The organism is Lysinibacillus parviboronicapiens (assembly GCF_003049575.1).
Classification (GTDB): domain Bacteria; phylum Bacillota; class Bacilli; order Bacillales_A; family Planococcaceae; genus Lysinibacillus; species Lysinibacillus parviboronicapiens.
The window spans coordinates 339,820-366,816 of record NZ_PYWI01000001.1; the positions used below are offsets into that span (position 1 = coordinate 339,820).

Here is a 26,997-nt window from a genome sequence, read left to right on the forward strand (position 1 = left end):
TTAATCTCCTTTTTTGCCCTCTGTTAAATAATCGTTTGTCAATGGATGATCAAATGCTGGGATTGTTAAATACTCAGTCGGTTCTTCTATTACTAAATTAAAATTATCTAAATAAAACGAGTCGATAAATGTGGAAGCTTGAATCGAGCTATACATTTTTTGCGCTTCCTTAAATGAAGTTGTCCCAACATAAATTTCGAATGGTGGCGAAGACAGTGGTACACTATTCACCGTTGTTTTTCCATTTATGTCTCGAATGGCTGTCGTATGTACAATGCGGTTCCCATCAATGGCAACATTTGCAGCATCGTATTTAAACAAGGCATTCAATAATTGAGTCAATAAATCAGGAGAAATTTCTTCAATGTCATAGCCCATTGCAACTAATTCAGGCGCTGGTTCCACGCGAAGTATAACGCCTGGTCCTGTGACAGCTGTTAGTCCTGCCTGCTGTTTTAAACGATCCAATGTTTCATTTAAAATAGATTGTAAATTTGTTTTTTCAGATTGCTCATAGCGACCCACTACATCATTAAGTGAGCGAATATCTGCTAATAATGTGGAATGCCTTTTTTTCTCTTCTGCTAATTCTTCTCGTATGGCCCAAATATCTCGTGTATCTCGCTCAGCTGGTTTCTGAATGGTATTGTATTGTACCGCTATCATCAAACCGATAATAAATAGCACGATCGTTATTCGGGTGTACATATTTTTTTTCAAAATAGCCCCTCCTAGACGTATCGTTAACGCCTCTGCGTCATTGCGTTCAGACTCGTGCAAGGAGCTGTTACAGTAACCGTAGGCTTGTCCTATATCCATCTACAAAAACTAGATATAGTTAACTTTCTATTTTTACATTTGGCATTATTAATTTTTGATTTTCTTCTAGTGACACGACAATATTGTCATTTAATAGCTGGTCTACTACACCTCCACTTAAGTTTAATGAGGCACTGAGTGTTGACGAATCGCCTACTGCCTCAATAACAAAAGGTGCTGGGTGTTGCTTGCCATCAATCGTGATAACAGGCCCATTACAACGAATATAGGAATTGGCCATAATCCGTTGTCCATTAATAGCAATTGCCTGTGCACCAGAAATTTTCAGCTCATTTAACAGCTTAAAAACATGACTTTCATGCACAATATAATCATTAGGATTGACTGATTTAGGGTCATAATCTCCATCTTGAAGGGTAATACGTATTCCTTTTCCTTCTGAATTTAAATCACCCAATATTAAACGTAAATCTTCTGCTTGTTCAACAAGCTGTTTGTAATCCTTTTCACTAGATGCAAATTGTTTTTCATATTTGCGAATTTTCTCTTGTAAAGCACTAGCCTCTTCTGTAAGCTCTTTATTGCGCTCTTGCTGTTCAATTAACTCTTCACGGTAGGAATCTTCTTGCTCAAAAAGCTGTGAATTAATAGCACTGGATTCTCGATTATCCTTCGCCTGATTGTAGGAGTAGCCGATGATAAAGCCTGTTGTCACACAAACGATGAGCAGCTCAAATTGTTTTCTTGAAAAGAAATTTCCTTTGCTATTCGTTTTCTTGTTGTTCATCTTCAGTCACTTCCTGGTTGGCCGTTTCTCCATCTGGATTTTCTACCATGTCAATACTTACTTGGTTGTACTCATCATTAAAAGGACGATAATACGAGCCGACCTCTAAATCGATAACACCTTTTTCTAAATTTGCAATTTGAGCCACAATTGAAGGGTAATAATTTAGCTTTTCTGCTAAAGTCTGAATAACAGCTCGCACCTCATATCCATCATTCATATAAAGCTTGACCGCATTTGGATTGGTCTCATTACCATTCGTATTTACTTGTGAGATTAAGGCTAAAACTTCTGGTTTTAAGCGTGCTAACTGCTCTACAAGCTTTTGAATTGTTTTTTCCCCTGTTATGCCTATAAAGACAGGTGCATCAATCGGAATGTTGTCTTCAGCCTGCTCAAACCGTTTACCATTCTCAAGTAAAGGATAATAGGTACCATCACCAGCTAAGTACGCAACTTTTTTCCATTCCTTTATATCAATCGTTACGCTTCGTGGCCAATTACGCTTAACTTGTGCCTTTTGTACCCACTTGTCCTTTAGTAAGGCCTTTTCTACATCTTCTTCTTTAAAGCTCCACATCGACTTTCCAAGTGCTAATTTACTAGCTTGTAAGTAATATTGCTCGTCTGCTAATTGTGCACCATTTACGGTGATCTTTTTGATATCACTGTAAGGAGATTGAAAATAAAGGAGTACTGCTAGTACTAAAAAGAAAAGTAATATTAGCACTATAAATTTGCGATTCGTACGCTTTTTTCGTCGCTTCTTAAGCGTAGGTATGCGATCTTCTATATCAATTACTTTCTCCAAAAAAGTACTCCTCCTTTATATTTATTTCGCTAATTGATAAATAATACCTATTATTAACCACATTGTTACTAAAGATGTCCCGCCGTAGCTAATAAAGGGTAATGTGACACCTGTTACAGGCACCAAACCAATAACTACCGCTATATTTAAAAACGCTTGCACAGTTAACATCGTCACAAGTCCAATAATGGCGTAATAAGATGTTCTGTTCTTAGCCTGTACAGCGAATTTATAGCCAGCATATATCGTCAAGACAAATAAGGCTAAGATAATGAGCCCACCAAGTAATCCCACTTCTTCTAGAATAATTGCATAAATAAAGTCATTTTGCGGCTCAGGTAAATATAAAAACTTTTGTCTACTCTGACCAAAACCATGTCCAAAAATACCTGCCGGTCCAATCGCCATTAATGATTGCACCGCCTGAAAGCCACTCCCTAATGGATCTACCCATGGGTCAATAAATGCTTCAATGCGCTTTAGCCGATATGGCGCAGTGACAATTAGTATCCCTAATCCTGCGATACCCGCTACCATAAACATCGCATATAACTTTAGCGGATACCCTGCTACAAAAAACAATAAAAACACTGATACAACAAGTATAAATACGGAACCAAAATCCGGTTGCAACATAATTAGGACAACAGGTAATAACAAGATTAAGCCATGCCGCCAATTGACAATTGGCTTACCGGTTTTATGTTGCGCTAAAATATGACTCATGTACACAATGACTGTAATTTTCGTTAGCTCTGCAGGTTGTATTGTTAATGGTCCTACTCCAATCCAACTTTGTGAACCATTCCTGACGAGTCCAATACCAGGTATCAGTACAAGGACTAGTAAAACTAACGAAAAGATATAGGCCATTTTCCAAAAGGACTGCTCCCTCAAAATATTCAATCGAATGGTAATTAGAAACACTACAATGGCTACGACAAAGTACAAACTTTGCTTCATATAAAACGGCATTTTTCCACTATAATGAACGGCACTCCAATAGGTACCTGCAGAATAGACGAAAATAATGCCGATTATTGATAGCATCAAAGTTGTGACGAGCAATAAATAGCTTTCTTTCCCTCTCAGTAATGCCATCCTTCCAAGTCAAGTATATTCTAAAATAGTTACAGGCTCATTACAGCTTCATTACAGCATCAATAAAAACGTCGCCTCGAATTTCAAAGCTGTCATATTGATCCCAACTTGCACATGCTGGCGATAGTAGAATAACATCACCCTCAGCAGACAAAGGTGCAGCATAATGGACTGCATCTTCTACGTTTTGAGCAATTACTGTGTGTTGTACACCACAGGATTTCGCAAATTCTACAAAACGTAAGCCTGTTTCACCAAATGCAACAACACCTTTTACATGGTTCATGCATAGACGTAACTCTTCAAATGAATGTCCACGATCTAAACCACCAGCTAGTAAAATGATAGGTGCCTGGAATGCATCCAAGGCACTTTTCGTTGCTAAGCAGTTTGTCGCTTTGGAGTCATTGTAAATCTTTCGACCTTGCCATTCACGGACAAATTGAGTTCGGTGACGAACGCCCCCAAATTTCGCTAAGACTTCTTCCATTTTTACTTTGTCACAACCGACTAATATACAAGCTGCTACTGCTGCTAAAATATTTTCTAAGTTATGCTTACCTGGAAGAGCAATATTTGCTCGTTCCATATACGGCTCACCTTGCCAGTAGATGGTTGTTTCATCTGCGCTAATACCTTCATCTGTACGTCCTTTTGAGGTAAACGGCACTTTTTTTGCCTTAGATTTTGTTGCATAACCAACTACAATTGGTTGATCGGCATTATAAATGAAATAATCGCTTTCATCCTGATTACGTGTTACCCCAAATTTTGCCTCTGCATAATTATCAAAAGTACCGTGATAATCAAGATGGGCATCGTAAAGATTTGTTAAAATAGCAATTTTCGGCTTAAATGTTTTTGTCCCCATTAGTTGGAAAGAAGAAAGCTCAGTGACAATCACATTATCTTTCTCCGCTTCTCGAGCTACACCACATGCAACTGTACCAATATTCCCTGCAATTAACGGTTTTTTTGCTCCGTTTTCTAGCATTTCAAAGATTAGTGTAGTAGTTGTAGTTTTGCCGTTCGATCCTGTAATACCAATAAATGGCGCATCACTTATTAAATATGCCAACTCAATTTCTGTCCATACAGGGATTTCACGATTTAATGCATCTGCGACAATTTTATTGCTATAAGGAATTCCTGGGTTTTTTACGACCAGTTCAAAACCTTCATCTAATAAATCTTCTGGATGGCGTCCACAAATAACCGTAATACCCTTCTGAAGTAAGCCTTGTGCGTCTGGGCTTTCATCGAAGGGCTTTGAATCATTGACCGTCACGAATGCTCCAAGCTCATGTAAAATCTCAGCTGCTGCCACACCACTTTTTGCTAGACCTAGAACAAGAATTTTTTTATGTTGTAAATCTGTATAGTTTCTCATTAGAACGCCTCCGATAAGACTGCTATCAATGCTACTGCTAAAGCAGTTGACCAAAAGACAAGTACTACCTTCCATTCTGACCAACCAGATAATTCAAAATGATGGTGAATAGGACTCATTTTAAAAATACGTTTTTTACGAATTTTAAAACTCCCCACCTGCAAAATAACGGATAATGTTTCGATTACAAACACTAATCCAACTAATACGAGTAAAAACTCTTCTTTTACTAAAACAGATACCATTGCAAGTGCCCCGCCAAGTGCAAGTGAACCCGTATCCCCCATAAACACCTTCGCTGGATTTGCGTTAAACAGTAAAAATCCAAGAAGGGCACCCGTTACCGCAAATGAAAATAAGGCGATATCTGCTTGATCCTGGAATAACGCGATAACACCAAATGCAGCAAATGCAATAGATGCTGTTCCTGCTACAAGGCCATCTAAACCATCTGTTAAGTTCACTGCATTTGAGAAGCCTACTAACCAGAAAATTAAAAAGGCTACATAGAAGATACCTAGATCAATCGTCCACTCTGTAAACGGAATGGCAAGAGTTGTGTCAAATGAACCAACATGCAATAAGAAATAAGCAAGTATGGCAATCACAATTTGACCAATCAGTTTTTGAATCGATGTTAATCCTAAATTACGTTTGAAAATCACTTTTAAACCATCGTCTAGAAAGCCTATCAATCCAAACCCTGCCAAAACAAGTAATAAGACCACTGTTTGTGTCGTGAATAAATCTAAATAGCTACCAATTCCTACAGTCGTAAGGATAATGGCTATTAGGAAGATTAGGCCACCCATTGTCGGCGTACCCGCTTTTTTCATATGGGATTTTGGCCCTTCTTCACGAATACTTTGCCCAAACTTCAGTCGACGCAGAAGCGGAATACTAATTGGTGCCAGGATAACTGTTACTAAAAAAGCAATAGCTAAAATGGTAAGCGTTGTTGCGAGTTTCATTGAAAAATCTCCTTTAAATCTTGTTTCCCTTTCTTCATTAAGAAAAAAGTACAAACTTTCATATATTTATTACTACCCTTCATAATAATAGTGGTTCTTTCCGTTTTTTTAAAGGTAAAGTTACTTTAGTTTTCTAAATATAAATGTATTGTGCCATCTTGTTCGATAACACTATCCACTTCAGGTAACTGACTACCAATTTTGGTACCTTCCCCATGCCATTCAATACGGAATGGATAATGTAGCTTGGCAATATCATCCTTTGTTTGACCAATAAAATTTGGTACCTTCACAGTAATTGGGTCACCCCATCGATAATCTTTTTCAAGCTGTTCTTTTGATTTTTCAATGCCAATAAAAGGTGCAACATCCTCTATAATTTGACCAACAATTGGCGCTGCCACAACGCCACCAAATTGTGTCGTTTTTTTCGGGTTATCTACCGCTACATACACCACGATTTGCGGATTATCCGCTGGTGCAAAGCCTATGAAAGATACTATATATTCGCCAGATTTATAACGGCCATTTTCTACTTTTTGCGCTGTACCAGTTTTGCCGCCAATACGTAGGCCATCTCGATAAGCTTGACGTCCTGAGCCCTTGGCAACAACAGATTCTAACGCACCGCGTACTTTTGCAGAAGTTTCTTCACGAATAACCTGTCTTTTAACGACTGGTTGTGTTTCTTTTATAACTTCCCCGGTATTTGGATTAAAAACCTTTTTCACAACGTAAGGCGTATAAAGCTTGCCCCCATTCACGGCAGCGGCAACTGCCTGTACCTGCTGGATTGGCGTTACGGCTACACCTTGCCCGAATGAAGTCGTTGCCTGTTCAACGGGGCCAAATGCTTCTTTTGAAAATAATATACCTGATGCTTCACCAGCGATATTCGAACCTGTTTTTTCTCCAAAGCCAAAGTCTTTAACATACTGAAGTAATTTTTCATTACCGATACGCTGTCCTAATTCAATAAAACCTGGGTTACAAGAGTTTTCTACCACTTCTAGAAAAGTTTCATGTCCATGACCTTCACGCTTCCAACAGCGTAGTCTAGCTCCCGCCACCATTGTATAACCTGGGTCATAAAAAGTATCATTTTCTAAATCCACTACATTTTCTTCAAGTGCCGCACTTAGTGTAATAATTTTAAATGTTGAGCCCGGTTCATAAGTCATCCACACTGGTAAATTTCGATTATAGATGGTTGGCTCCACTAATTGATATTCTGCTGGATGAAAGGTTGGGTAGGAAGACAATGCTAATATTTCCCCTGTGTTGGGGTTCATCGCAATAGCCATCGCTTGGTCTGCCTCATAGCGTTCCATTGCCTGTGACAATTCACGTTCAACCACCTGTTGTACATCCACATCAATCGTTAGCTCTACCGTTGCACCATCTTCCCCAGACTTCCATGCACTCGCGACATTGGGCAAATTATTGCCTCTAGCATCTGTAAAGAGTCGTATAGCAGAAGAATTTGCCTGTAATAGCTTATTATATTCATATTCGATACCTGCTAGCCCTTGCGCATCGTAACCTGTAAAACCAATGAAACGTGATAGTAACGTGCCATAGGGATAATCCCTTGAATAATCTACGCCACTATATAGTCCTTCAATTTGCATACCTTGTAATGTAACAGCTTTCTCATAGGAAATATTTTTGCCTTCAGGTGCAAGCTTTACTAGGTATTCTTTTTTCTTCATTTTTTCTAAAAGTTTTTGTTCATCTACATCAAGTACTTGGGCAATTTTTGCGGCCGCACTTTCAATATCGTTACTTTGAGAAGGCATAAAGTATAATGTAGGTGCTAGCTTATTTGTCACAATACTATTACCTTTGCGGTCCGTAATATGTCCCCGTTCATTCGCAAACGGAATTTCACGATCCCAGTTTTCTTCTGCTTTTTTTGTCAATTCCTTTTGATCAAACACCTGTAAAAAGAACAGACGAATCACAATTGCCACAGCTACACACATAAACAATACATATAAAATACGTAAACGCTTTTTTGAATGGATAGAAATCCACTTCATTCGACATCACACCTTGTTTTTTACAACGTATGAAATAAAGTGGACTTCTATTCAGTATCTATTCATCCTCTGTTTGTTCAATTTCGCCTTCGGATGAAGCCTCTACATCTTTCACAAAGCTTTCAGCAGGTGTTTTCAGCTTAACAACAATCGGTGCATTATCTGATATAACGGTACCTGCGGATACACTTTGACTAGCAGCAAAGCCCTCTCCGACAACCTCGATTTGTAGACCTGACATCGATTTGAAGACAAGTACATTTCGTAACGACCAATTTGTAAATTCTGGCAATGTAATAGCACCTGCTGTTTTTAAGAATACCGTACTACCTTTTACAAGTTTTTGCTTATCCTTAGGGTATTGATCGATAATTTCACCACCAGCACCTATTATTACTGGTTGCAAGCCATCATTCGCTAGCTCCACTTGAACCGCTTGGGCATTTTTGCCAGTATAATTTTGGACAGTTCCATGATCAACATGCTGTACATCCTCTGGATTAATGTTTAAATGTTTTAAACTGTTTTGCATAACTGGCTTAAATATTTTTGAGACTGGTACAGAGCCAAGTTCATTTTTAAGCTTTGGTTTTGTTATCGAAACATACATAATAAGCTGTGGATCATCTACCGGTGCCATACCTAAAAATGAATACAAGAACTGGTTCGCTCCCCATGCATAGGTGCCATCAGCCTTTGGGATTTGAGCAGTACCTGTTTTCCCTGCAACTTCATATTCTTCAAGTACAAAATCTTTCGCCGTCCCATACTTAGACGTTAACGTTGAAGCGAGAATTTCACGGACCTGCTTCGCTGTGTCAGCGGTAATCGGTTGCCCTTTTTCAAGTGGTTCATGATTTTGGATCGTTTTTCCTGTTGAGGAATCAACGATACGATCAATAACATACGGTTGCATCATTTTTCCGTCATTTGCAATCGCTGTCATTGCTTGAATTAACTGAATTGGCGTTACCGTAGAGCCTTGACCATAAGTTGTTGTAACTCTTTCCATTGGATACTGAGATAATATAGTTCCTGTTGCTTCATTCGGCAAATCGATGCCAGTTTTCTTACCAAACCCAAATCGATCTAAATAATCGAAAAACACATCGTTACCAATCCTCTTTAAAAGATGGGCCATCGCTGTATTTGAAGAATGTTGAAAGCCTTGTAAATAAGTAATTGTACCCCAACCATATTTATTGTGGTCTCTAATAGGTTCACCATGAACCCAGTATGTTCCTGATTGATAGTACGCATTTGGATCCCATGTGCCAGTATCAATAGCTGAGGCTAGCGTGAATGTTTTCATCGTCGAGCCTGGTTCAATCGTCTCCTCAATAACCTCATTCAACCATTTCATATTTTTACCTTCACGTGTATCAGGATTAAAGGTAGGTCGCTGAGACATCGCCAAGATTTTACCTGTTTTTGGATCTGCAATAACTGTCGTCATTGATTCAGGATTATATTCCTGTTCAACTTTCGTCATCGCTTCCTCTAAGAAACTTTGAATTGTTTTATCAATTGTTAAAAAGATGTCGTCACCATTTTTTGCCGGCGTTACCATCTTCTCGCTTTTCGGCAATAAATAACTAAAAGCATCTGTTTGGTACTTCACTTTGCCGTTTTCACCTGTTAACTCTTTATCATACGTGTATTCAAGCCCCATCTTGCCTGTTGTTGTTACTGAGCCGTCTTTATTATCTTCTTTGATAGCAAAACCAATTAAGTGTGAGGCAAAAATACCATTTGGATAGTAGCGTTTTAAATCACTGACAAATAAAACTCCTGGTAAATTTTCGTCTTTAATTTTGCTCATGATTTCATGGTTAATGCCGCGACCAGCACTGCCAAACTCAACTTGATAAGGCTTTTTGCCGTCAGCCTTCAATTTTGTAAGTTGTTTGTATATTGCCTCTTCATCCATTGCAATGTACTCTGCTAAAACCTTGGCCGTCTTTTTCGCATCAACGACATGACGAGGTTTCTCTGCATTCACCGTCGCACTTTCATTAACAACCGCTATTAAGCGATAGCTTAGCGTATCTTCGGCAATAGTGTGTCCGTTTCTATCATAAATTTTCCCACGGTTCGCAGTAATCGCACTTTCTTTTCCATACTTAGCTGCAGCCTTTGCCGCAAGTGCTTGTCCCTCTGCTTCACCTGTCGCCTGTAATGTAACCATTCTAGTAAATAATAGGAAAAAGAGCCCTCCATAAAAAATCAATAATAGAAAGGCTCCCCATTGGAATCGAAATTTCTTTTTTTTCATTTTCCCGGCACTACCTTTACATTTTTCTCATTTTGAGTTAAACCGAGTTCTTCTGCTTTTTTCCATATGTTTTCGTATGTAGACAGTTCACTTACACGGACTGTCAAGTCAACATTCTGCCTTGCAATCTCATCTGCCTCTACTTCGATTTTTTGAATATCCATGCTTGTCGTTTGTATAGCTGCTTGTTTATTTAATACTAGTACGGCTAGTACAGCTACAATGCTAACTAGAACAATTAGCATTGTCTTTTCAAACTTTTGTTTCGTTTTTTTACGACGTATGATAGTGGGTTGTGGACTAGGTGGTGTTATCGGTTGTTGCACATGTTGCTGTTGGTGCTGCCTTACACGAACTGCTGCCATTTACTCACGCCCTTTGTCGTTAATTTTCTCCACCACTCTAAGTTTCGCTGAACGCGCACGGTTGTTTACTTCTAATTCTTCATCGGAAGGAACAATCGGCTTTCTCGTTACAAGCTTTAAAGTTGGCTTCATGTCATCTGGAATTACCGGTAAATTTGGTGGTAAATCCGGTAATGATGACGCTTCCTTAAAAATGGTCTTGCATAGGCGGTCCTCCAATGAATGGAACGTAATGACACTAATGCGCCCACCTACGTTAATCATATCAATTGCATCGACTAGTGAGTCCTCTGCTGCGCCTAGCTCATCATTGACAGCAATTCGAATTGCTTGAAAAATACGCTTTGCAGGATGTCCACCTTTACGGCGAGCCGCTGCTGGAATACCCTCTTTAATCAGTTCTACAAGTTGTCCAGTTGTTTCAATCGGTGCCGTTTTACGCGCCTCTTCGATTTTACGAGCAACTTGCTTCGAAAACTTTTCTTCCCCATAGCGGAAGAAAATACGGACTAGATCCTCATATGCCCATTCATTGACAACATGAAATGCTGAAAGCGTTGCCGTTTGATCCATACGCATATCGAGCGGTGCGTCATGATGATAACTAAAACCTCGCTCTGGTGTATCTAATTGTGGAGACGACACGCCAAGATCATATAAAATGCCATCTACCTCTTCAATACCAAGTGCTAATAATTCCTCTTTTAAGTAACGGAAATTCGAATGCACAAATGTCACGCGCTCTATATAAGGCGCTAATCGAACTTTCGCGTTGTCAATAGCGATCGTATCTTGATCAAAGCAAATAAGACGACCTTTATCAGATAATTGTTGTACTAAATATTCACTATGCCCTGCTCCGCCAAGCGTACAGTCCACATATACACCATCAGGATCGATGTTCAACCCATCAACAGTTTCTTTTAATAACACGGTTGTATGATCAAACATACCACTCGCTCCCTTCAGGCCTTAACTCCATTTAATTGACGTATAAACGTCCAATACAAAAGTTAAAAATCAAAGCCAATCATATTTTCTGCAATTTCATTAAAAGATTGTTCTGACTCATTAAAGTAAGTTTCCCAAGCATCTTTAGCCCATATTTCAATTCGATTTGAAACACCCAACACAACACATTCTTTCACTAGGTGTGCGTGCTGGACAAGGGTTGAAGGGATGTTAATACGTCCCTGCTTGTCTATCTCAACTTCTGTCGCACCGGAAAAGAAGAATCTGGCAAATGCACGAGTATCCTTCTTTGTCATCGGTAAACCTTTTAATTTTTCTTCGAGTTTTCGCCATTCATCCATAGGATAGCCAAACAGACAATTATCGAGACCGCGTGTCACAACAAACGTTTCGCCTAAGGCTTCACGAAATTTTGCGGGCACGATTAATCGTCCTTTCGCATCAACAGAGTGTTGATATTCTCCCATGAACATGCTATTCACCCCACTTTATTAAATAATGTACCACATCCCCCCACTTTCCTCCACTTTTTTTAAAAAAAACTTGACATTTTAACCTTTAATGTGAAATTAGACCTTTAGTGGATAATTCGATTTGTGCTAAATGACATAAATAAAGAGCTACCCGTAGGAGGGTAGCTCTTTATTTTACCTTTAAGTCGACAAATTCCCTCATAATCTATAAGTAGCACAAGATTGTGTAGGTAGAAAGACTTAATTGTTATTTTTAAAGATACAGCATATAGTGGTGATTTCCAATACTGTATATTTTCTTTAGCATTTCATCAATGAGTTTAGGTCCAAACTCATTGATATATTGATAAGGATTATAAGATCGTTCTTGGTATCCGTCATTTGGATATAGCTCATTTTGAAGTTTCGTAAATTTTCGGATTGTAGTCTCATGTTTACTAAGCACCGTTTGCTCAACTTTTTGTTGCATGTACTCAAATTGTTTTAAATGATTTTCCTTATTTTTCGCAAGAATTTTTTCAAGCGATATTTGTTGCTCAGTTAAGTATGCCTCAAAAGCCTCATATTGTTCTAACAGTAGACGCTGCATTGTTTGAATTTGTTTTTTGGCTTCCTCATCTTGTACATCAGCGATAAATTGATTTTTCAGTTGCAATGCCTTACCTTCCCAGACATCCTCAACAGTCAGACTATATTCGCACAATAATTGTTCTACTTGGCGTGTGATAATCGTAATATTGAGACGTGGTGCAAAAATTGGCATTTGCAAGTTCAATGCCGCAAAGGCATCCTTCAACGTTGCCCAGTAAGCAAGCTCCCCAGGTCCTCCTACAAACGCTAAGACCGGCAGCGCCATTTCTTGCATTAACGGACGCGTGACAACATTATTACTTAATTGCTCAGGATGTTTTTCTGCAATTGCCAATAACTCCTCACGAGACAACTTAATATTGGCTGCTAAATTAACAAATTGATGATGTCGTCTTTCTAATAAGTGGCGTTCGCCATCTTTCACATAAAATAGATTAGCCGCTTCATTCGTTGCGAATATCGGCTTATCATATCCAACACGCTCAAACTCATTTTCTTTCTCTGTTACTAATCTCGCAATTTCCTCACTATGATTTATGATTTGCGCAAAGTACTCGCTTTCGTATTGTCGGAAACCAACGTCAGCTGCATCAATCATCAGTAAACCTTCTTCTTTAAACAATTGATTCATTAATCGAGCAAAGAAGTCGGTAAATGTTTCACTTTTGTTAAGTGCATCTACTAGCTGTTTGATGAGACCCTCAGTGTATACTGTTTCTCCAAAATCTTTCACAATCGTATTAATTAATTGTGTCATAGATTCTTTGTTTAAACTTGTAGTAGATGCCATTGTTTTACGTCTTGAACGCTCACTATAAGCGCGCTTTTTGAGCTCTACCCCGTGCATTGTATAGGTGTGGTTAATTTCTTCTAAGTCATGGTCTTCACCAGCTATCCAAAACACAGGTACGACTGCTCTTTGAAGTTTTTCACTTTGCTCTTTCGCTAATGTTATAACTGAAATTGCCTTATGAACTGAGTAAAGAGGACCTGTTAAGACACCCGCTTGTTGCCCACCGACAACTGCGACAGCTCCTTGCTCTAATTGCTGTAAATGTTCCTTCGCTTTTTCTGACAAACCCAGCGGCTCCATATATCGACGTATTATTGCTGTTAATTCTTTTTGATCACGCGCTTGTTGTTCTAAATATTTCACTCGCTGTTTAAACGATTCATCACTATATTCGTATTCAAAAAAAGTATGAATGGCAGTATTTGGTGACCAATAATCTGCTAGCACACGATTTTTAACAGGTACTTGGATTGACTCCAGTTTCATTTAACATAAACTCCTCTACTCACTAAATCATCAATTTCCTAATAAACTTTTTAATGCTTTTTATTTTAACGCTTATGGCTTCAACATGAAAAGAAAATGCTTATACAGATTGTAAATATTCTACAACAGATTGAATCAAACCTACTAGACAAACAAGAAAATATGCTGAACTTAGCACTAAAAATAAAAAGCGCCAAATTTTGCGTAATAGCGGTTTCACTTCCAGTTCCTTTTTTGTACGCCATTCAATATATGTAAAAACCATCGCTAGCATTATTGCTAGCATCACAAGCAGAGCACCAATATTAACTCCCCATAGCACACCTATTGCCAGTGGTACTGAGAAAAATAACCAAAATGTTGTAACATCCGAGGCTGCACCAAAAGCATGTGTCCCTCGAATATTAACCTTTCGACTAATTAAATAGACAATGATAAATAACACTAAGGGACAAAAAATAATGATACTAATAATGATATGTAAAAGATCTTTCACTACCGTTCACCGCTCTCTTCAATCGCTAGCATTTGGTTATATAACGTACGCAGAGTAGGTAAAATATGACCGTTTGTTAACGCTTTTTGCAAAATCGGGCCAACAATCGTGTCAATTTCACTTTTTTTTCCAAGCATACGGTCTGCTAACATAGACGACGTATTCGCTGCGGTTTTTTCACATAAGGCAGTCACCGCTGAAAAAGGTATAGTATATTCTAAATTCACAAAAGCCTCCGCTAGCTCTTGATAGATTGTTTGCATTAATATAAAAGCATGCTTATTCGTCAATAGCTCTCCATTCTTCACTAGTAAAATAGCTGTTAATGGATTAATGAGGCAGTTAAATACAGCTTTCTCAAATAACATCCGCTCCGGATTTTGTACAAGTTCAACCGGAAACAAAGGATTTTCCATTCGCGAGAGCTTTTTAAAAACGAAATTATTACCACGCGCAACCGCGATTTTACAGGTACCAACACCTCTATGTTGAACGGTTGTATCATTAATTACTTGAGCACCAAAAGCAACAGAGCTAAAAGCAATATTGCCCTGCGGTAAGCGCAACGCCTCATCGAAATGTGCTAAGCCATTTTGCATAAACAATAACGGTACCTCACTTGGTAACGTAGATATTCGATCATAAAGCTCCTGAAGTTGGCCATATTTAACAGCAACTATAACCAAATCCTGCTGAGGCAATTCACCTAACTCTGTTATTGACACGACTCGATGAGTAGTTGTTGTACCATCAACATTTATTCTCGTTAAATGTCGGACATTTAGTTGGTCAGCTTGCTCACTTCGCCTTACAACTAACGTTACGTGCATAGCAGCCTCGGCTAAATAGCTTGCCGTTAGCTGACCGACTGCCCCCGCACCAATAACCACTATATTCATAACGTTCCCCACCTTCCTACATAATATAAAAGGGACTATCTAAAAAGGAAACAACAAACCTTTTAAACAGCCCTTTCAAAGTAACAAGCACTTCGTGTTCCTCATGCTTCCGCCTTATTAAACGCTCTATATTCTGACTTTCCTTACGCTCAGAAGGAGGTGCCTCAGAAACATCTCTGAGACACCCCCTTTGCAGGTGCTTCTATTATACAGGATTGGCAGGTTGTTTACGATACGAAATAGCTAATTGCTTCAACCGATGTTGTCTATAATAATATGAGCTATAACTATTTTGTCCATTTTCCAAAAACCCCTTACTCTACTCAAGGTTAAAAGTGTTATCTAAGATAAAAAATAAATAAATTCTACTTACCAACTTTGCGTTTCGAAACCTTTAATCTTTCATCAGAGAGTAGCCTTGCTGTAACCATTTCACTAGCTTTTCATGCTCATTTTGCAATTCACGGTGCTTTATTTCCAAAGTTTGATAGGCCTCTGTTAATTCATCAAAACTTGTCAATGCCAATTTCAAATGGCTTCGCATAGATTGCTGCGGTTGATTTCTTACAGCTAATAGGGACTGACTATATTGACCACGTAACGTTTTATTCCATCGGAAACCACACGCTTGTTTTGTACGACCTAGTTCCTGAGCCGCCATTTCAAAAGCCTCTAGCTGCGTTTTGCCATTTTGCACATTATGCAACACAATTTCCGCTAATCTTTCATCATCTTCCTTTGTCCATTGGTCTTTTCTTTTTTTCAGTTCCATAATCTATCACCCTCACATTTTTTACTACTATATGCTTTAGCGAGCAAAATAGAATCACGGATAAAAAAAGACAGTGATTATGTTTTTCAATAATCACCGCCGTTATACACTATTTATTATTCTTTTTTGTCAAAAAATTATTAACAGCCTCGTGATGAGCCTCGCTTTCCCAAAGTTTCGCACATGTGCGTACTTCTTCCATAACACGCTCATACATATTACGTTCTCGCCACTTACGAAGCTCAATTTCTTTATATGCCTTGTGCACCGAAGGGTGAATTTTTCGCATATGCTCAATAAAATCATTCAGCGCATCCTCTTTTGCCCCTTCAAAGACACGCATCGCCCAACCAATCTCATATAGTAATTCCGCAGGATAGGGCTTCGCATCCACTAGCATCTTCATTGCACGGTCGTGGCGCAAACCTCGTTCAAATAAGTATGTACCACCGCCCCAGCCACTCGTAATAGCTAATGTCCCTTGAATGAAACCACACTTCGCATGACTTGCTACTAGGCGAAAATCACATGCAGTTGCAATCTCACAACCACCCCCAACGGCAGTCCCATTAATTAACGCAATTGTCGGCACTGGTAAAGTTGCAAGATCATATAATATTTTTCCCATCTTGCTTAACATCCCAAATGCTTCATCCTCTGTTTCAAGTGAATGAAACTCCGACAAATCACCGCCAGAGCAGAAAGATTTCTCACCCGCACCCGTTACAACTAAAAAACGAACATCATCATGATTATGAATATATGTAATTACTTCCCGAAGACCATCCATGACCTCATCATTAACGGCATTACGTTTCTCTTCCCGATTAATCGTAAATGTCATGATGCCCTCTTGATTGTCAATTGTATAGGCCATTCCATTTCCCCCTTTGTCCCAATGGATAGATTGTATCACAATATTATTATAGCACTATATATGTTAACGGAAAATTCCGTCTCTTTTAACAAATAAAAAGGCTAGTAAAGAGCCATGGTCTCTCTACTAGCCTTTTAAGTGAGCAAACACTGAATTATTTGCTTACTACTTCTTTACCTTTGTATTGTCCGCAAGCTTTGCAAACACGGTGTGATAATTTTGCTTCACCACAGTTTGGGCAAGCTACCATACCAGGTACAGATAGTTTGAAATGCGTACGACGCTTTCTTTTTGCAGTTTTAGAAGTTCTTCTAAATGGTACAGCCATTGATGGCACCTCCTTACAGATCGTCTATTCGTCTGTTTGATCAAAATACTTAGCTAAAGCAGCTAGTCTTGGATCCACTTTTGGTACGTCAGCTTTTTTGTGTAGTTCAACGTCTTCATCCGTTGCGTAAGACCAGTCTTTACCACCATGCACTTGTCCTTCGGTATTCTCTTTGAATACTTGCATTGGCACCTCAAGAAGCACTAGCTCCTCAAGAACTGGCTTCATGTCGATTACTTCACCATCAATATAGTGAATGTCTCCGCCATCTTCCCCTCGTTTTTCATCATCAACCCAGCTGAAAATTTCAACTGTCTCAATTTCGATAGGAAACTCAACATCTTCCCACGTGCGTGCACATGGAAGTGTCAACGTTGCCGCCACAGTCAACTGACATGTCATTTGCGATGCACCGAAAGTACATAGCCCTTTTACATGAACGGGCGAAATTGCTCGAATATCCTGGTTTCGCTCCATCACCTCGTCCAACTGTACATAGGCATCAATTGGCATTCCGTCTTGGCGGTATTTAGATAATTGATGAATTGACCATTTCATTCGTTTAATCACCTCGAGACAACACTGTTGATTATATAATGTGTAAAAATAGATGTCAAGATAATTTCTTGTCACCACTGTAAAACCCACCTATAATTATACTTAAATAAAAGCACATTCGTACCCGTCCGCATTTGCATCATCAAAATTGCACTAATGCGTGACATGAATGAAGGGGGTTTTACGTAATGCAAGCAGTCGGCATTGTTGTTGAATATAATCCATTTCACAATGGGCATGCTTACCATTTGGAACAGGCGAAAAAAATAGCACAAGCAGATATCGCCATCGCTGTAATGAGTGGATCATTTTTACAGCGCGGTGAACCAGCCATGGTCGATAAATGGACGCGCACAAAAATGGCCCTCGCTAGCGGTGTCGATATTGTTATTGAGCTACCTTATGTCTATAGTACCGCACCAGCAACAGATTTCGCAAAGGGAGCGATTTCATTATTATCCGCAATTTGCTGCGATTCTTTTGCCTTTGGAAGTGAGGATGGCTCTATCCAACCCTTTTTGAACACCTATCGCTTGATAGAAGACCATCGTAGCGAATATAACGCACTCATCAGAGAAAGCCTACAAACAGGTGTTAGCTACCCGAAAAGCCTACATTACGCCTATGAACAGCTTACTCAAAAATTCCCTTCAACATACATTAATTTGGGACAACCAAACAATATTCTCGGTTTTCATTATATAGAATCAGCAAACATGCTCGGTAGTGGCATTAAACCACTGACGATACCGCGCATTGCAGCAGGTTATCACGATGCATTCCAAGAAGGGGCATCAATTGCTAGTGCTACAGGTATTCGCAAAGCACTTGCAACGACAGGCACGCTGCAAAGTGTGCGAGATGCTCTCCCTAACGCTACCTATGAATATTTACATGACTGGCACAATCATTTTAGAAAGTTTGCTAGCTGGGAGACTTTTTGGCCTTTATTGCAATTTACTATCGTTCGGCATACTCCTAGCGAATTAACACGCTATGCTGAAGTAACAGAAGGCATCGAGCACGCACTGGTTAAGGCTGCTAAAACAAGTGATTCTTTTCAAAGCTTCATGGAAAAAATCAAATCAAAACGGTATACTTGGACACGACTTCAACGTATGCTGACACATATTTATACCGGCTTTACAAAGGAGCAACTAAAAAGCTTTGAAAGTCCCTCTACCATTCGATTGCTTGGTATGAGTTCACAAGGTCAGGCATACTTAGGACAGCGTAAAAAGGATTTTACATTACCACTCATAAGTCGTGTTGCTGCTACGAAAGACAACATGTTAGCTGTCGATATTCATGCTGCAGATATTTATAATTTAAGTATAGAACAGGGCACACAACAAGAAAAGCTACCAAAAGATTTTCAAACCCCTCCTATTCGTTTTTAATTTGGATATTTTGTACACGCGCCATCCATCAAACGAGCAAAGAAAAGAAGAATAACGCAATCTTAATTGGCACTACTACATTTCCAAACCTTTGATTTTTTCTGAGGTATTTCTTTTAAAGGCATATTCGTTTATAAAGTCACGCTCATTTTGTGAGTTTTTTAATATGACCAATGACCTTCATTCAAGTCCACAAAAAGCTACTTGCTTTCAACGGCCGAGCTCGCTCGAGACAGCTATATTTATTGTAAAAAAGACCGTAGACAAACTCGCAAAAATTTCGAGTTTGTCTACGGCCCCAAATGCCCCGCAAAGTGGCATTTATTTTGGTTGTAATTGCTTTAAATAAGCAATAGCATCGTCGACGGTTTTGACAGGTACAATTTTCATTTTCGTACCTATATCTTTAGCAGTCTTCACTGCCGTAGTGTAATTAGATTCTAATTCAGGATACTTTGCTTTCATCTGTGCTGTGATTTCATCATCTGGCGCAAAGAATATCTCTATTCCATCTCGATCCGCTGCGATGACTTTGTAGTCAATTCCACCTATTCTTCCCACTGATCCATCTATCAGCATTTCACCAGTTCCTGCAATCGCATAACCTTTTGTTAGATTTTCATCTAATAGCTGATTCAAAATTTCAAGAGTGAACATAAGGCCTGCTGAAGGACCACCGATATCCTCAGTTTTCATCGTTACATTGGGATTTGTTTCAATTGATTTACTCTCCGCATACGTTATACCTAAACCAGCCCGCTTTTCTTCCGATTGAGGAATTTCCTTCAAGGTAACCGTTTCTTGTTGTTCTTTTTTATCACGAACAAACTGAATCGTCACTTCATCACCTAGTTGCTTCTCTTTCAACAGTTCAACAAGCATTTGTTGATTACTAATTTTTTGACCATCTACCTGGATAATTTCATCACCAGCTTTTAATAGACCATCCGAAGCACCACCATCTAACACATTTAATACAAAAACACCTTTGAAATGAATCGTCACCTCAAGCCCAGCCCTTTGAAAGGCTACATATTTTGCATTAAATTGTGAGTCAGACATTAATTTAAGTTGCCGAATATTGTATTCCTCATCATCTTCTAATGGGTTTCTTACCTGATTAATATCCATTAACTTTTGATATTTTTGAGTTTTTGCCCACAGATACGTGAACGGTGTTGCTTGCTGCATGGCAACTGTCATTAAACTCATTGTTCCTGCTTCATCTGTATCACTATCTGAGACAGTTACAAACTTACTAACATCGTACGCACTACCAGGCTTCATAATATACGCGTCTAGTCGGTATAACATTAAAAAACAAATCACGACTAAAAACACTGCATAAATACTTATTTTTTTCTTCATTCGGATGGACACCTCCTTAGACGCACGTAAACCACTGGTTCATGTTTTTGCCTTTCTTACATATATTGATTTTAGCATTTGCCTATGTGAATGACAAAAAGTTGAAACGAGATGATAACATGTTTGCGACAATTCAAATAGCGCTCTGTATACTTCTTATTCTATTACTCTTGTTATTCCCACAAACTGCTCATACTGGTACTGATTTAGGCCTAAATCTTTTTATGGAGGCGCTATTCCCGTATTTACTACCTTATCTAATTTTAACGCAATGGCTACTTCGTTTAACTGCTCCCATGCGTACGAAAACGAAAAGGGCTTCCTTGTACGTACAAGCTTATCTTATTAGTGCACTGGGTGGTTATCCAACCGGTGCAACAACGGTCGTTTATTTAAAAAATAGCGGACAACTACACCCTAAAGAAGCAAATTTTTTATTGGCTGTTTGTCATGCACCAAGCCCACTTTTCGTACTTGGTTTTGTGAGTCTTGATTTATTACACAGTAATACGTTCGGCTGGCTGTTTTTATGTTTACTACATAGTTTTAATATTTGCTGCTTAGTAGTTGGTTATTTTTTATTTCGAAAAACCGACCCACCTACCATTTCTTTACACAATTCAACCTTGTATGCAGCCCCGTTTTCAGAGAGCATTAAAGAAACAGCGCCAACTATTTTGCTAGTCGGAACAACTATTATTTTTTTCACTACTATCCAAACAATTGTGCAACAAGGTTTAGACAAAATGCTACCTAGCCTCCCCCAAACAGCAGAACTTTCGATAGCAGCAATTCTCGAAGTAACAAATGGATTGAAAATGACTGTCACAGCCTTACCTGATTTTACGTATTTACCATTACTAGTGGTTATATTGTTAACGATGCAAAGTATAAGTATCCATTTACAAGTTTTCGTTATTGCCAAATCTGCCAAGCTTTCCGTACGTCCATATATAAAATTCCGCCTTCTTAGCATAATCATTGTTCCAACTTTTTATGCTATATTCTTCTTGAAATAAATAAACCAGCGACTTCACTTCGTTCGGAGCTTACGCTTTTTTGTAAGGTCCAAGTTCAAGCTCTGCTGCACAAAGAAGAGGATGTCTCCAAAATAAGACATCCCCTTCACATTAATTGGCAAAGCCGTATTTTTCTTTTAAAGCCTGTTCTACGCAAACAGGCACAAGTTCATGGACATCGCTTCCATACTTTGCTACCTCTTTTACAATGCTAGAACTTAAGAATGAATATTGGTTTTTTGTCATGATGAAAAATGTTTCAATCGTTTCATCAAGAAAACGGTTCATTGAAGTTATTTGCATTTCGTATTCAAAATCCGAAACTGCCCGTAAGCCACGGACTATAGCTTTTGCATTTTTTTCTTTTGCATAATCAATAAGAAGACCAGAAGAACTTTCAATACGAACATTCGGCAATGTTTTCGTAACCTCAGCCATTAATGCCATACGCTCTTCTACTGAAAATAATGGATTTTTCGATGAATTATTTAACACAGCAACATAAACAACATCAAATACATCTGCTGCACGTTTAATAATATCTAAATGACCAAACGTCACAGGATCAAAACTTCCAGGCACTACAGCAATTTTTTCTGACACCTTACTCTCCCTCTTCCCCTGCACAACGATAAACTGAAATAATCGTTCCGCCATATATTTCTTGTCTCTGTAATATAAAGGCTCCAAAACTATGTGGTAATGCTACCTCTTTCGCATGTTCACATAAAATAATGCCATCACGTTGTACTTTCTCATTGTCGACAAGCACTTGTACTAAATCATAGTACTCCTTGTGGTGATAGGGTGGGTCTAGGAATACAAGTTTAAACGAGAGATCACGTTTTAAGAGCGCTTTCACAGCACGTTTAGCATCGATACGAAAAAGCTCAGCATAATCCTCATAGCGACATTTTTTTATGTTTTCTTGCAACACTTGAAATGCCTTCACATCCTTTTCAATAAAAACAGCTTGCTCTGCTCCTCGGCTTAAGGCCTCAATACCTAGCCCTCCACTCCCAGCAAATAAATCAAGTGCTATACCTCCATCAAAAAATGGACCAATGATATTAAAGATTGATTCCTTTACTTTGTCGGTTGTAGGTCTCGTCGTATTTCCTGCAATTGCCTTTAACGGCATTCCTTTGCGTTCTCCTGCTACTACTCTCATAAGATGCTTGTCACCGTACTTTCTTTAACATATAAAAAGATTTTTGCAGCGAAAGGGTTTCCTCCGCTGCAAAAAATTATTGTTGTTCTTGTGTTAACACTTGGATACGACCATCACTTTTTTGTAATTCTACTAAAAATAAACGCTGTAACCAAGCTTCTTCTACATAATAATGGTCCGCAATTTTAATGATTGGTTCTGAAATTGTGGAATATCTACGTTGATTAAACACATAGAATCCTGGCTCTTTCGGGAAACGGAACGTACGTTTATCACTATTTACGTAATAGCCATTTTGTCCTTCGCCCGCAGTATAGTCTAGGTGCGGTAGCAATGTATCAGCCGTATATAATGTTTGCCCTTCATAGAAAATAACCTTAACATCTTTTTTGATTAAGCCATCTACATAAACACTACGGTCATCCTCAAATAATAATGGATACGTACCGCTTTCTTGTGCAGCATTTAACTTAAAATAAGAAGTTTTTGCATCTAATACGTTTGTTAAAAGATCATCCATTACCGTAGGGGAAATCGGTTCCTCTCCCAGAGTTTCGATAGCTTCTTGCCATGCTAACTCTTGATTAGCTGTCATAAACTCTTTTAAGGTTTTAACTATTTCTTTAGTTTTATCTGAGCCAATAGTTTCTTTCACTAGGTAGGATGCCACAACTTCTTGCAACCATGCTGGTGAATCTTCAAACGTAAATTGCGATTTAATTTGTGAAAGTACAACTTCTTGCTCTACTGCTTGGGCAGTTAGGGTCGGTAAAAATAAAAGTCGATCATCGTGCTCAGCTACTGGACTTGTTTCCTGAATAATGGAAATATGTTCGTTATTTAAAAACTTCAGTGTTTCCAGTGATTTTAGGAAATCTTTCGAAATAGCCTGTTGTGCATAAATGGATAAAACTGGCGTCTGTTCCTGAACCTTAAGATTTCCTGCCTGCCAATAAATATCACGAACTGTGCCATTACCACTAAACATTGTATAGTTGACGAGTGATAATTGTTGCTGTCCTACTAATGGTAAACCAGTTATCCATTGGCCGACTGTTTTACTATCTGTCGAAATATGCATAACAGTATAAGATGCTCCGCCGTTTGTTAATGTTGCGAAAACGTTCTGAATAAGCATTTTATCTTTTAAGCCGCCCTCGATTGGGATTATGTACGAAACAGACTGGGATTTAGTATCCCCTTTTTCATAATAAGACAATTCTTCTGATAAACGATTACAACTTTTCTCATTTTCGATAAAGCAGCTTGGATTTATCGCATTTTCTGGCCACTTAATTTTCACTTTTTGATTGGGCAAGTTTTTAAAATGCTGTCGGATATCTAAGCTGTTTTCACGATAGACAATTTCAATTTCCTGCGAGTAATGAAATTTTCCATTTCCCGTTTCTAAATCAGATGAATACCCTTGGTACTGGAAAAATATTGTTCCAGTAATAATTAGTGCTAGAATAGTAAAAAAACTCATTGCAAATTTCATGTGCTTGACCTCCCGCAGCATGATACTATGTGTATTGGAAAGGATGTGCAAGTTTAAATGCCACAACAATTTATTGAATTAGGTGAAGGCTACGGCGATGTATATGAGCTACTTGAAATTATTAAAACCAATCAAGAGCGCTTTCATCAAGCCTTTATCCTAACGTCCACAAAAGAAGAAAAAAAGGTTGCCTCTTTAGCAGTCGCTTTAAAACCAGTAGGTGAAAGTAAATTCTTGCCGATTTATATTTGTCGTGAAGGCATTCCTTTTAATGAGGAAAAGCCATCCAAGCGTCAAATCATGTTCGAAGAAAATATAGAACAACTAGGTCGAAAAGCCGTTGTTGTAGAAATAAAGCACTCATCTATATTTTCGGAGCCAAAACTATTTTATCAATACTTAATGGGAATAATGAGACTCCATCACTATATTCCAGCATTAAACTGATATTATAGCCCCGTTTTATAGTCATATTCCTTCGCTTTATCTGGCTTAGCATTTTCGAACTCAGTTTTAACGAATGGACGGTAAGATTCCACAACGTCTTTCACAAAAGGAAGGCGTTGTAGCTTTGTTGTCATCATTTCAATGTCCTCTCGATCGCAATAAAGCACTACGTATTTTTGCTTACGAGAAATATAATGAACATGACCATATTTTCGAAGTGACTTTGCATGTTTTAATTGATGGACGTAAACGATTAGCCCTTGTCGTTCGTTCATATAGTTTTCCCTCATTTCTTACATAAAAGAATACCATAGACCGGAAAATGATAGCAACAGAGTTTAGCTGACAGAACGCTCGTTTTTCCGTTATAATGGAAAAGCATAGCACGTTTATCGACAGAATCCATTTACTAAGGCTGGATAAAATTGCTTTTGTCTAGCAATTTACTTGCTTCTCATCGTCAGTGAATCTCGATTTGAAATGGGTTTAGACAAGCGTGTCACATATCAGTTATCCTTATTCTTTAGGAATGGGATGTGTTTAGGCTATCCCTTCAACATTTAAGACATCAGTAGGAGCTTATAACTAACTGAATTTTGGTTCACAGGGTCCGTCATCGCACAAATAATTTACCTTAGAGTAAAGCGGTCCTTGTCAGAGTTCCTCAGATTCATCCGGTGCTTGAACATCAATTGAATCAAGATAAAAACAGTGAATTCGCCAGTACCTTTTATATTAATTTAATTGTTAAGGAGGACGAATATGGGTAAAAAAACGAATATAGCACTTGCAATTGCTGCAGCTAGTGCAGCAGCTTGGGCAGGTAGCAAAGCTATTTCTAAACCTCAACAACGTGAAGGAAAACAAGCATTACAATTTGATCGACCGATTATTATCGCACACCGTGGTGGAGCTCATTTAGCACCCGAGCATACGATACTTGCCTTTGAAAAATCAGCACAGCTAGGTGTAGACGGCTTTGAAATAGACATTCGCTTAACAAAAGACGAGGAAATAATCGTCTTTCATGATGCTACGGTGGAACGGACGACTGATGGCTATGGAATAGTCGCAGACATGACATTAGCTGAAATTAATGCTCTGAATCATGGCTATCAATTCCAAGATTTAGAGGGGAAGACCCCATACCGTGAAGAAAAAACAAATGTTGTTACACTACGAGAATTACTAGAACGCTATCCAAATATGTTAGTAAATATTGATATTAAAGATGCTCCTGATACGTATGAAGGTAGCTTAATGCCATCTAAACTTTGGCGTTTGATTGAAGAGTTAGGCGCAGAAAATCGTGTGGTTGTTACGAGCTTTTACGCCGAGCAGATAGACCGCTTTAATTTATATGCACAAAACCAAGTGGCATTAGGTGCAGGTGAATCGGATGTACGCAAAGCATTCACCGCGTTTTCTAGCCAATTTGGTCATTTATATCATCCAAAAGTAGATGTTTTTCAAATCCCTCCAAAATCAGGTGTTGTCACGCTAGATTCACCAAAATTTATTCAGTTTTTAACCAACCTGAACATCCCCGTTCATTATTGGACGATTAATGATGTAGTGACTATGAATAAATTAATTCACAACGGTGCAAAAGGGATTATTACTGATCGCCCTGATATTGCTGTGGAACTTTTAAAAACGCAAGAATAATTGAATGTAGATTTTCATATTCATTTAATTTTGTACAAGAGGTAAAGGCTCCTTATAAATGCCCTTACCTCTTGTTTTAACCTTTAAAATAAGACTTAAAATCTCTCCCAATATAATTTGCAGGAACAGGATGTAAAGCTATTTCTCTTGCCCAGACAGAAAGTTGCCCAATATGATGAATTTCATGGACTATGACATGATGTAATATGTCTTTTTTTGTATATTCATTTTCATCCCAAGCCACTGTCACAGCCTCATCATTAAATTCTTTATGGGACGTTAAAAATTCAAGCAATTCATTCCGCAGTTTTGTTGACAGCATTTCAATCTTTTCAAGCGTTTTGTAATCTTCAAAACTAAATATTCTGTCTTCTTTGCGTTGAATACCACGAATCCAGCTATACTCAACATCTATAATATGAAACAACGTGTATAAAATACTTCCAGCTCCACCAGTACGACGCTTCAATAATTCTTCGATATTCAGCTGTTGACACCACTGAAACCATTCATCTCTAACTTGCCAATTATACAAAAAGAAATTTATCATAAAGTCTCTCCTTCCTATACTTCTATCTCTAGAACATTGCACATAATAATTCCGATGGTTTCTCTGCCAAAATAGCGTTCATTAAATTTGTGCAATTTTGACGGAATCA

28 protein-coding genes are annotated in these 26,997 nt (G+C 38.5%); 4 read left to right on the forward strand and 24 right to left on the reverse strand.

The window, feature by feature from the left end; translation table 11 throughout:
- From C9J35_RS01635 to C9J35_RS01720, 18 genes are all read right to left on the reverse strand, one after another.
- A complete protein-coding gene (locus tag C9J35_RS01635; protein ID WP_107923157.1) occupies positions 1 to 720 on the reverse strand; it encodes a DUF881 domain-containing protein in 720 nt (239 codons plus the stop codon).
- Between the two features lie 118 nt (positions 721 to 838).
- The gene (locus C9J35_RS01640; RefSeq protein ID WP_054767104.1) at positions 839 to 1,567 is read right to left on the reverse strand and encodes a DUF881 domain-containing protein; all 729 of its coding nucleotides are present in this window, start codon (positions 1,565 to 1,567) and stop codon (positions 839 to 841) included.
- Complete coding sequence (locus C9J35_RS01645) at positions 1,545 to 2,378, reverse strand: cell division protein FtsQ/DivIB (RefSeq protein ID WP_107923158.1); 834 nt, start codon at positions 2,376 to 2,378, stop codon at positions 1,545 to 1,547. Before C9J35_RS01645 ends, C9J35_RS01640 begins: the two co-directional genes overlap by 23 nt.
- A 21-nt stretch (positions 2,379 to 2,399) precedes the next feature.
- Positions 2,400 to 3,479, reverse strand: a complete 1,080-nt coding sequence (gene ftsW, locus C9J35_RS01650) for a putative lipid II flippase FtsW (protein ID WP_107923159.1) — start codon at positions 3,477 to 3,479, stop codon at positions 2,400 to 2,402.
- Positions 3,480 to 3,519: 40 nt separating this feature from the next.
- On the reverse strand, positions 3,520 to 4,869 hold the full coding sequence (gene murD / locus C9J35_RS01655) for a UDP-N-acetylmuramoyl-L-alanine--D-glutamate ligase (protein WP_107923160.1): 1,350 nt from the start codon (positions 4,867 to 4,869) through the stop codon (positions 3,520 to 3,522).
- Entirely contained in the window at positions 4,869 to 5,840 is a 972-nt protein-coding gene (gene mraY, locus C9J35_RS01660; RefSeq protein ID WP_107923161.1) for a phospho-N-acetylmuramoyl-pentapeptide-transferase, read from the reverse strand. The genes murD and mraY overlap by 1 nt, the downstream gene beginning before the upstream one ends.
- A gap of 125 nt (positions 5,841 to 5,965) precedes the next feature.
- Positions 5,966 to 7,882, reverse strand: coding sequence for a stage V sporulation protein D (locus tag C9J35_RS01665; protein WP_107923162.1), 1,917 nt, complete (start codon positions 7,880 to 7,882; stop codon positions 5,966 to 5,968).
- Positions 7,883 to 7,940: 58 nt separating this feature from the next.
- On the reverse strand, positions 7,941 to 10,157 hold the full coding sequence (locus tag C9J35_RS01670) for a penicillin-binding protein (protein ID WP_107923163.1): 2,217 nt from the start codon (positions 10,155 to 10,157) through the stop codon (positions 7,941 to 7,943).
- On the reverse strand, positions 10,154 to 10,522 hold the full coding sequence (ftsL2, locus tag C9J35_RS01675) for a cell division protein FtsL (RefSeq protein WP_107923164.1): 369 nt from the start codon (positions 10,520 to 10,522) through the stop codon (positions 10,154 to 10,156). Before ftsL2 ends, C9J35_RS01670 begins: the two co-directional genes overlap by 4 nt.
- Entirely contained in the window at positions 10,523 to 11,473 is a 951-nt protein-coding gene (rsmH, locus tag C9J35_RS01680) for a 16S rRNA (cytosine(1402)-N(4))-methyltransferase RsmH (protein WP_054767102.1), read from the reverse strand.
- A gap of 62 nt (positions 11,474 to 11,535) precedes the next feature.
- The gene (mraZ, locus tag C9J35_RS01685) at positions 11,536 to 11,967 is read right to left on the reverse strand and encodes a division/cell wall cluster transcriptional repressor MraZ (RefSeq protein WP_010858326.1); all 432 of its coding nucleotides are present in this window, start codon (positions 11,965 to 11,967) and stop codon (positions 11,536 to 11,538) included.
- Between the two features lie 253 nt (positions 11,968 to 12,220).
- Positions 12,221 to 13,837 carry a bacillithiol biosynthesis cysteine-adding enzyme BshC gene (bshC, locus tag C9J35_RS01690; protein ID WP_107923165.1) on the reverse strand — a complete coding sequence of 539 codons (1,617 nt, stop codon included), beginning with the start codon at positions 13,835 to 13,837 and terminating at the stop codon, positions 12,221 to 12,223.
- Between the two features lie 100 nt (positions 13,838 to 13,937).
- Positions 13,938 to 14,333, reverse strand: coding sequence for a DUF3397 domain-containing protein (locus tag C9J35_RS01695; RefSeq protein WP_107923166.1), 396 nt, complete (start codon positions 14,331 to 14,333; stop codon positions 13,938 to 13,940).
- Positions 14,333 to 15,232 (reverse strand): ketopantoate reductase family protein, encoded by a 900-nt coding sequence (locus tag C9J35_RS01700; protein ID WP_107923167.1) that lies wholly within the window; start codon positions 15,230 to 15,232, stop codon positions 14,333 to 14,335. The genes C9J35_RS01695 and C9J35_RS01700 overlap by 1 nt, the downstream gene beginning before the upstream one ends.
- Positions 15,233 to 15,626: 394 nt before the next feature.
- Complete coding sequence (locus tag C9J35_RS01705) at positions 15,627 to 16,004, reverse strand: transcriptional regulator (RefSeq protein WP_107923168.1); 378 nt, start codon at positions 16,002 to 16,004, stop codon at positions 15,627 to 15,629.
- A gap of 109 nt (positions 16,005 to 16,113) precedes the next feature.
- Positions 16,114 to 16,881: an enoyl-CoA hydratase/isomerase family protein gene (locus C9J35_RS01710; protein ID WP_107923169.1), complete on the reverse strand. Its 768-nt coding sequence runs from the start codon at positions 16,879 to 16,881 to the stop codon at positions 16,114 to 16,116.
- A 154-nt stretch (positions 16,882 to 17,035) separates the two neighbouring features.
- Positions 17,036 to 17,209: a 50S ribosomal protein L32 gene (rpmF, locus tag C9J35_RS01715; protein ID WP_010858320.1), complete on the reverse strand. Its 174-nt coding sequence runs from the start codon at positions 17,207 to 17,209 to the stop codon at positions 17,036 to 17,038.
- A 24-nt stretch (positions 17,210 to 17,233) separates the two neighbouring features.
- Entirely contained in the window at positions 17,234 to 17,767 is a 534-nt protein-coding gene (locus tag C9J35_RS01720) for a YceD family protein (protein WP_107923170.1), read from the reverse strand.
- Between the two features lie 188 nt (positions 17,768 to 17,955).
- On the opposite strand from C9J35_RS01720, the gene C9J35_RS01725 reads away from it, so the two are divergent.
- Positions 17,956 to 19,167 (forward strand): nucleotidyltransferase, encoded by a 1,212-nt coding sequence (locus C9J35_RS01725; protein ID WP_107923171.1) that lies wholly within the window; start codon positions 17,956 to 17,958, stop codon positions 19,165 to 19,167.
- Positions 19,168 to 19,488: 321 nt separating this feature from the next.
- On the opposite strand, the gene C9J35_RS01730 is transcribed toward C9J35_RS01725, so the two are convergent.
- Positions 19,489 to 20,535, reverse strand: a complete 1,047-nt coding sequence (locus C9J35_RS01730) for a SepM family pheromone-processing serine protease (protein ID WP_107923172.1) — start codon at positions 20,533 to 20,535, stop codon at positions 19,489 to 19,491.
- 119 nt (positions 20,536 to 20,654) lie between these two features.
- Between C9J35_RS01730 and C9J35_RS01735 the strand changes: the two genes are divergently transcribed.
- Entirely contained in the window at positions 20,655 to 21,554 is a 900-nt protein-coding gene (locus tag C9J35_RS01735) for a hypothetical protein (protein WP_235616167.1), read from the forward strand.
- Between the two features lie 111 nt (positions 21,555 to 21,665).
- Here the strand turns inward: C9J35_RS01735 and coaD are convergent, their stop codons facing one another.
- The 3 genes from coaD to C9J35_RS01750 form a co-directional block, all read right to left on the reverse strand.
- Positions 21,666 to 22,157 carry a pantetheine-phosphate adenylyltransferase gene (gene coaD / locus C9J35_RS01740; RefSeq protein ID WP_107923174.1) on the reverse strand — a complete coding sequence of 164 codons (492 nt, stop codon included), beginning with the start codon at positions 22,155 to 22,157 and terminating at the stop codon, positions 21,666 to 21,668.
- Between the two features lies 1 nt (position 22,158).
- Positions 22,159 to 22,725 (reverse strand): 16S rRNA (guanine(966)-N(2))-methyltransferase RsmD, encoded by a 567-nt coding sequence (gene rsmD / locus C9J35_RS01745; RefSeq protein ID WP_107923175.1) that lies wholly within the window; start codon positions 22,723 to 22,725, stop codon positions 22,159 to 22,161.
- 76 nt (positions 22,726 to 22,801) lie between these two features.
- A complete protein-coding gene (locus tag C9J35_RS01750) occupies positions 22,802 to 24,223 on the reverse strand; it encodes an RNA polymerase II (protein WP_107923176.1) in 1,422 nt (473 codons plus the stop codon).
- A 57-nt stretch (positions 24,224 to 24,280) separates the two neighbouring features.
- Between C9J35_RS01750 and C9J35_RS01755 the strand changes: the two genes are divergently transcribed.
- Complete coding sequence (locus C9J35_RS01755; RefSeq protein WP_107923177.1) at positions 24,281 to 24,670, forward strand: DUF7147 family protein; 390 nt, start codon at positions 24,281 to 24,283, stop codon at positions 24,668 to 24,670.
- Positions 24,671 to 24,672: 2 nt separating this feature from the next.
- On the opposite strand, the gene C9J35_RS01760 is transcribed toward C9J35_RS01755, so the two are convergent.
- The gene (locus tag C9J35_RS01760; RefSeq protein WP_054767099.1) at positions 24,673 to 24,945 is read right to left on the reverse strand and encodes a YlbG family protein; all 273 of its coding nucleotides are present in this window, start codon (positions 24,943 to 24,945) and stop codon (positions 24,673 to 24,675) included.
- Between the two features lie 487 nt (positions 24,946 to 25,432).
- On the opposite strand from C9J35_RS01760, the gene C9J35_RS01765 reads away from it, so the two are divergent.
- On the forward strand, positions 25,433 to 26,338 hold the full coding sequence (locus C9J35_RS01765; RefSeq protein WP_107923178.1) for a glycerophosphodiester phosphodiesterase family protein: 906 nt from the start codon (positions 25,433 to 25,435) through the stop codon (positions 26,336 to 26,338).
- Positions 26,339 to 26,414: 76 nt separating this feature from the next.
- Here the strand turns inward: C9J35_RS01765 and C9J35_RS01770 are convergent, their stop codons facing one another.
- A complete protein-coding gene (locus C9J35_RS01770; protein ID WP_107923179.1) occupies positions 26,415 to 26,888 on the reverse strand; it encodes a DinB family protein in 474 nt (157 codons plus the stop codon).
- Positions 26,889 to 26,997 lie beyond the last annotated feature (109 nt).

What these genes read in the sequence shown, in the direction of transcription:
- C9J35_RS01640 (WP_054767104.1), bottom strand. Translation starts at nt 1,567, where the DNA reads ATGAACAACAAGAAAACGAATAGCAAAGGAAATTTCTTTTCAAGAAAA.
- ftsW (WP_107923159.1), bottom strand. Translation starts at nt 3,479, where the DNA reads ATGGCATTACTGAGAGGGAAAGAAAGCTATTTATTGCTCGTCACAACT.
- murD (WP_107923160.1), bottom strand. Translation starts at nt 4,869, where the DNA reads ATGAGAAACTATACAGATTTACAACATAAAAAAATTCTTGTTCTAGGT.
- mraY (WP_107923161.1), bottom strand. Translation starts at nt 5,840, where the DNA reads ATGAAACTCGCAACAACGCTTACCATTTTAGCTATTGCTTTTTTAGTA.
- C9J35_RS01665 (WP_107923162.1), bottom strand. Translation starts at nt 7,882, where the DNA reads ATGAAGTGGATTTCTATCCATTCAAAAAAGCGTTTACGTATTTTATAT.
- C9J35_RS01670 (WP_107923163.1), bottom strand. Translation starts at nt 10,157, where the DNA reads ATGAAAAAAAAGAAATTTCGATTCCAATGGGGAGCCTTTCTATTATTG.
- ftsL2 (WP_107923164.1), bottom strand. Translation starts at nt 10,522, where the DNA reads ATGGCAGCAGTTCGTGTAAGGCAGCACCAACAGCAACATGTGCAACAA.
- rsmH (WP_054767102.1), bottom strand. Translation starts at nt 11,473, where the DNA reads ATGTTTGATCATACAACCGTGTTATTAAAAGAAACTGTTGATGGGTTG.
- mraZ (WP_010858326.1), bottom strand. Translation starts at nt 11,967, where the DNA reads ATGTTCATGGGAGAATATCAACACTCTGTTGATGCGAAAGGACGATTA.
- bshC (WP_107923165.1), bottom strand. Translation starts at nt 13,837, where the DNA reads ATGAAACTGGAGTCAATCCAAGTACCTGTTAAAAATCGTGTGCTAGCA.
- C9J35_RS01700 (WP_107923167.1), bottom strand. Translation starts at nt 15,232, where the DNA reads ATGAATATAGTGGTTATTGGTGCGGGGGCAGTCGGTCAGCTAACGGCA.
- C9J35_RS01705 (WP_107923168.1), bottom strand. Translation starts at nt 16,004, where the DNA reads ATGGAACTGAAAAAAAGAAAAGACCAATGGACAAAGGAAGATGATGAA.
- C9J35_RS01710 (WP_107923169.1), bottom strand. Translation starts at nt 16,881, where the DNA reads ATGGCCTATACAATTGACAATCAAGAGGGCATCATGACATTTACGATT.
- rpmF (WP_010858320.1), bottom strand. Translation starts at nt 17,209, where the DNA reads ATGGCTGTACCATTTAGAAGAACTTCTAAAACTGCAAAAAGAAAGCGT.
- C9J35_RS01720 (WP_107923170.1), bottom strand. Translation starts at nt 17,767, where the DNA reads ATGAAATGGTCAATTCATCAATTATCTAAATACCGCCAAGACGGAATG.
- C9J35_RS01725 (WP_107923171.1), top strand. Translation starts at nt 17,956, where the DNA reads ATGCAAGCAGTCGGCATTGTTGTTGAATATAATCCATTTCACAATGGG.
- C9J35_RS01730 (WP_107923172.1), bottom strand. Translation starts at nt 20,535, where the DNA reads ATGAAGAAAAAAATAAGTATTTATGCAGTGTTTTTAGTCGTGATTTGT.
- C9J35_RS01735 (WP_235616167.1), top strand. Translation starts at nt 20,655, where the DNA reads ATGTTTGCGACAATTCAAATAGCGCTCTGTATACTTCTTATTCTATTA.
- rsmD (WP_107923175.1), bottom strand. Translation starts at nt 22,725, where the DNA reads ATGAGAGTAGTAGCAGGAGAACGCAAAGGAATGCCGTTAAAGGCAATT.
- C9J35_RS01750 (WP_107923176.1), bottom strand. Translation starts at nt 24,223, where the DNA reads ATGAAATTTGCAATGAGTTTTTTTACTATTCTAGCACTAATTATTACT.
- C9J35_RS01755 (WP_107923177.1), top strand. Translation starts at nt 24,281, where the DNA reads ATGCCACAACAATTTATTGAATTAGGTGAAGGCTACGGCGATGTATAT.
- C9J35_RS01760 (WP_054767099.1), bottom strand. Translation starts at nt 24,945, where the DNA reads ATGAACGAACGACAAGGGCTAATCGTTTACGTCCATCAATTAAAACAT.
- C9J35_RS01765 (WP_107923178.1), top strand. Translation starts at nt 25,433, where the DNA reads ATGGGTAAAAAAACGAATATAGCACTTGCAATTGCTGCAGCTAGTGCA.
- C9J35_RS01770 (WP_107923179.1), bottom strand. Translation starts at nt 26,888, where the DNA reads ATGATAAATTTCTTTTTGTATAATTGGCAAGTTAGAGATGAATGGTTT.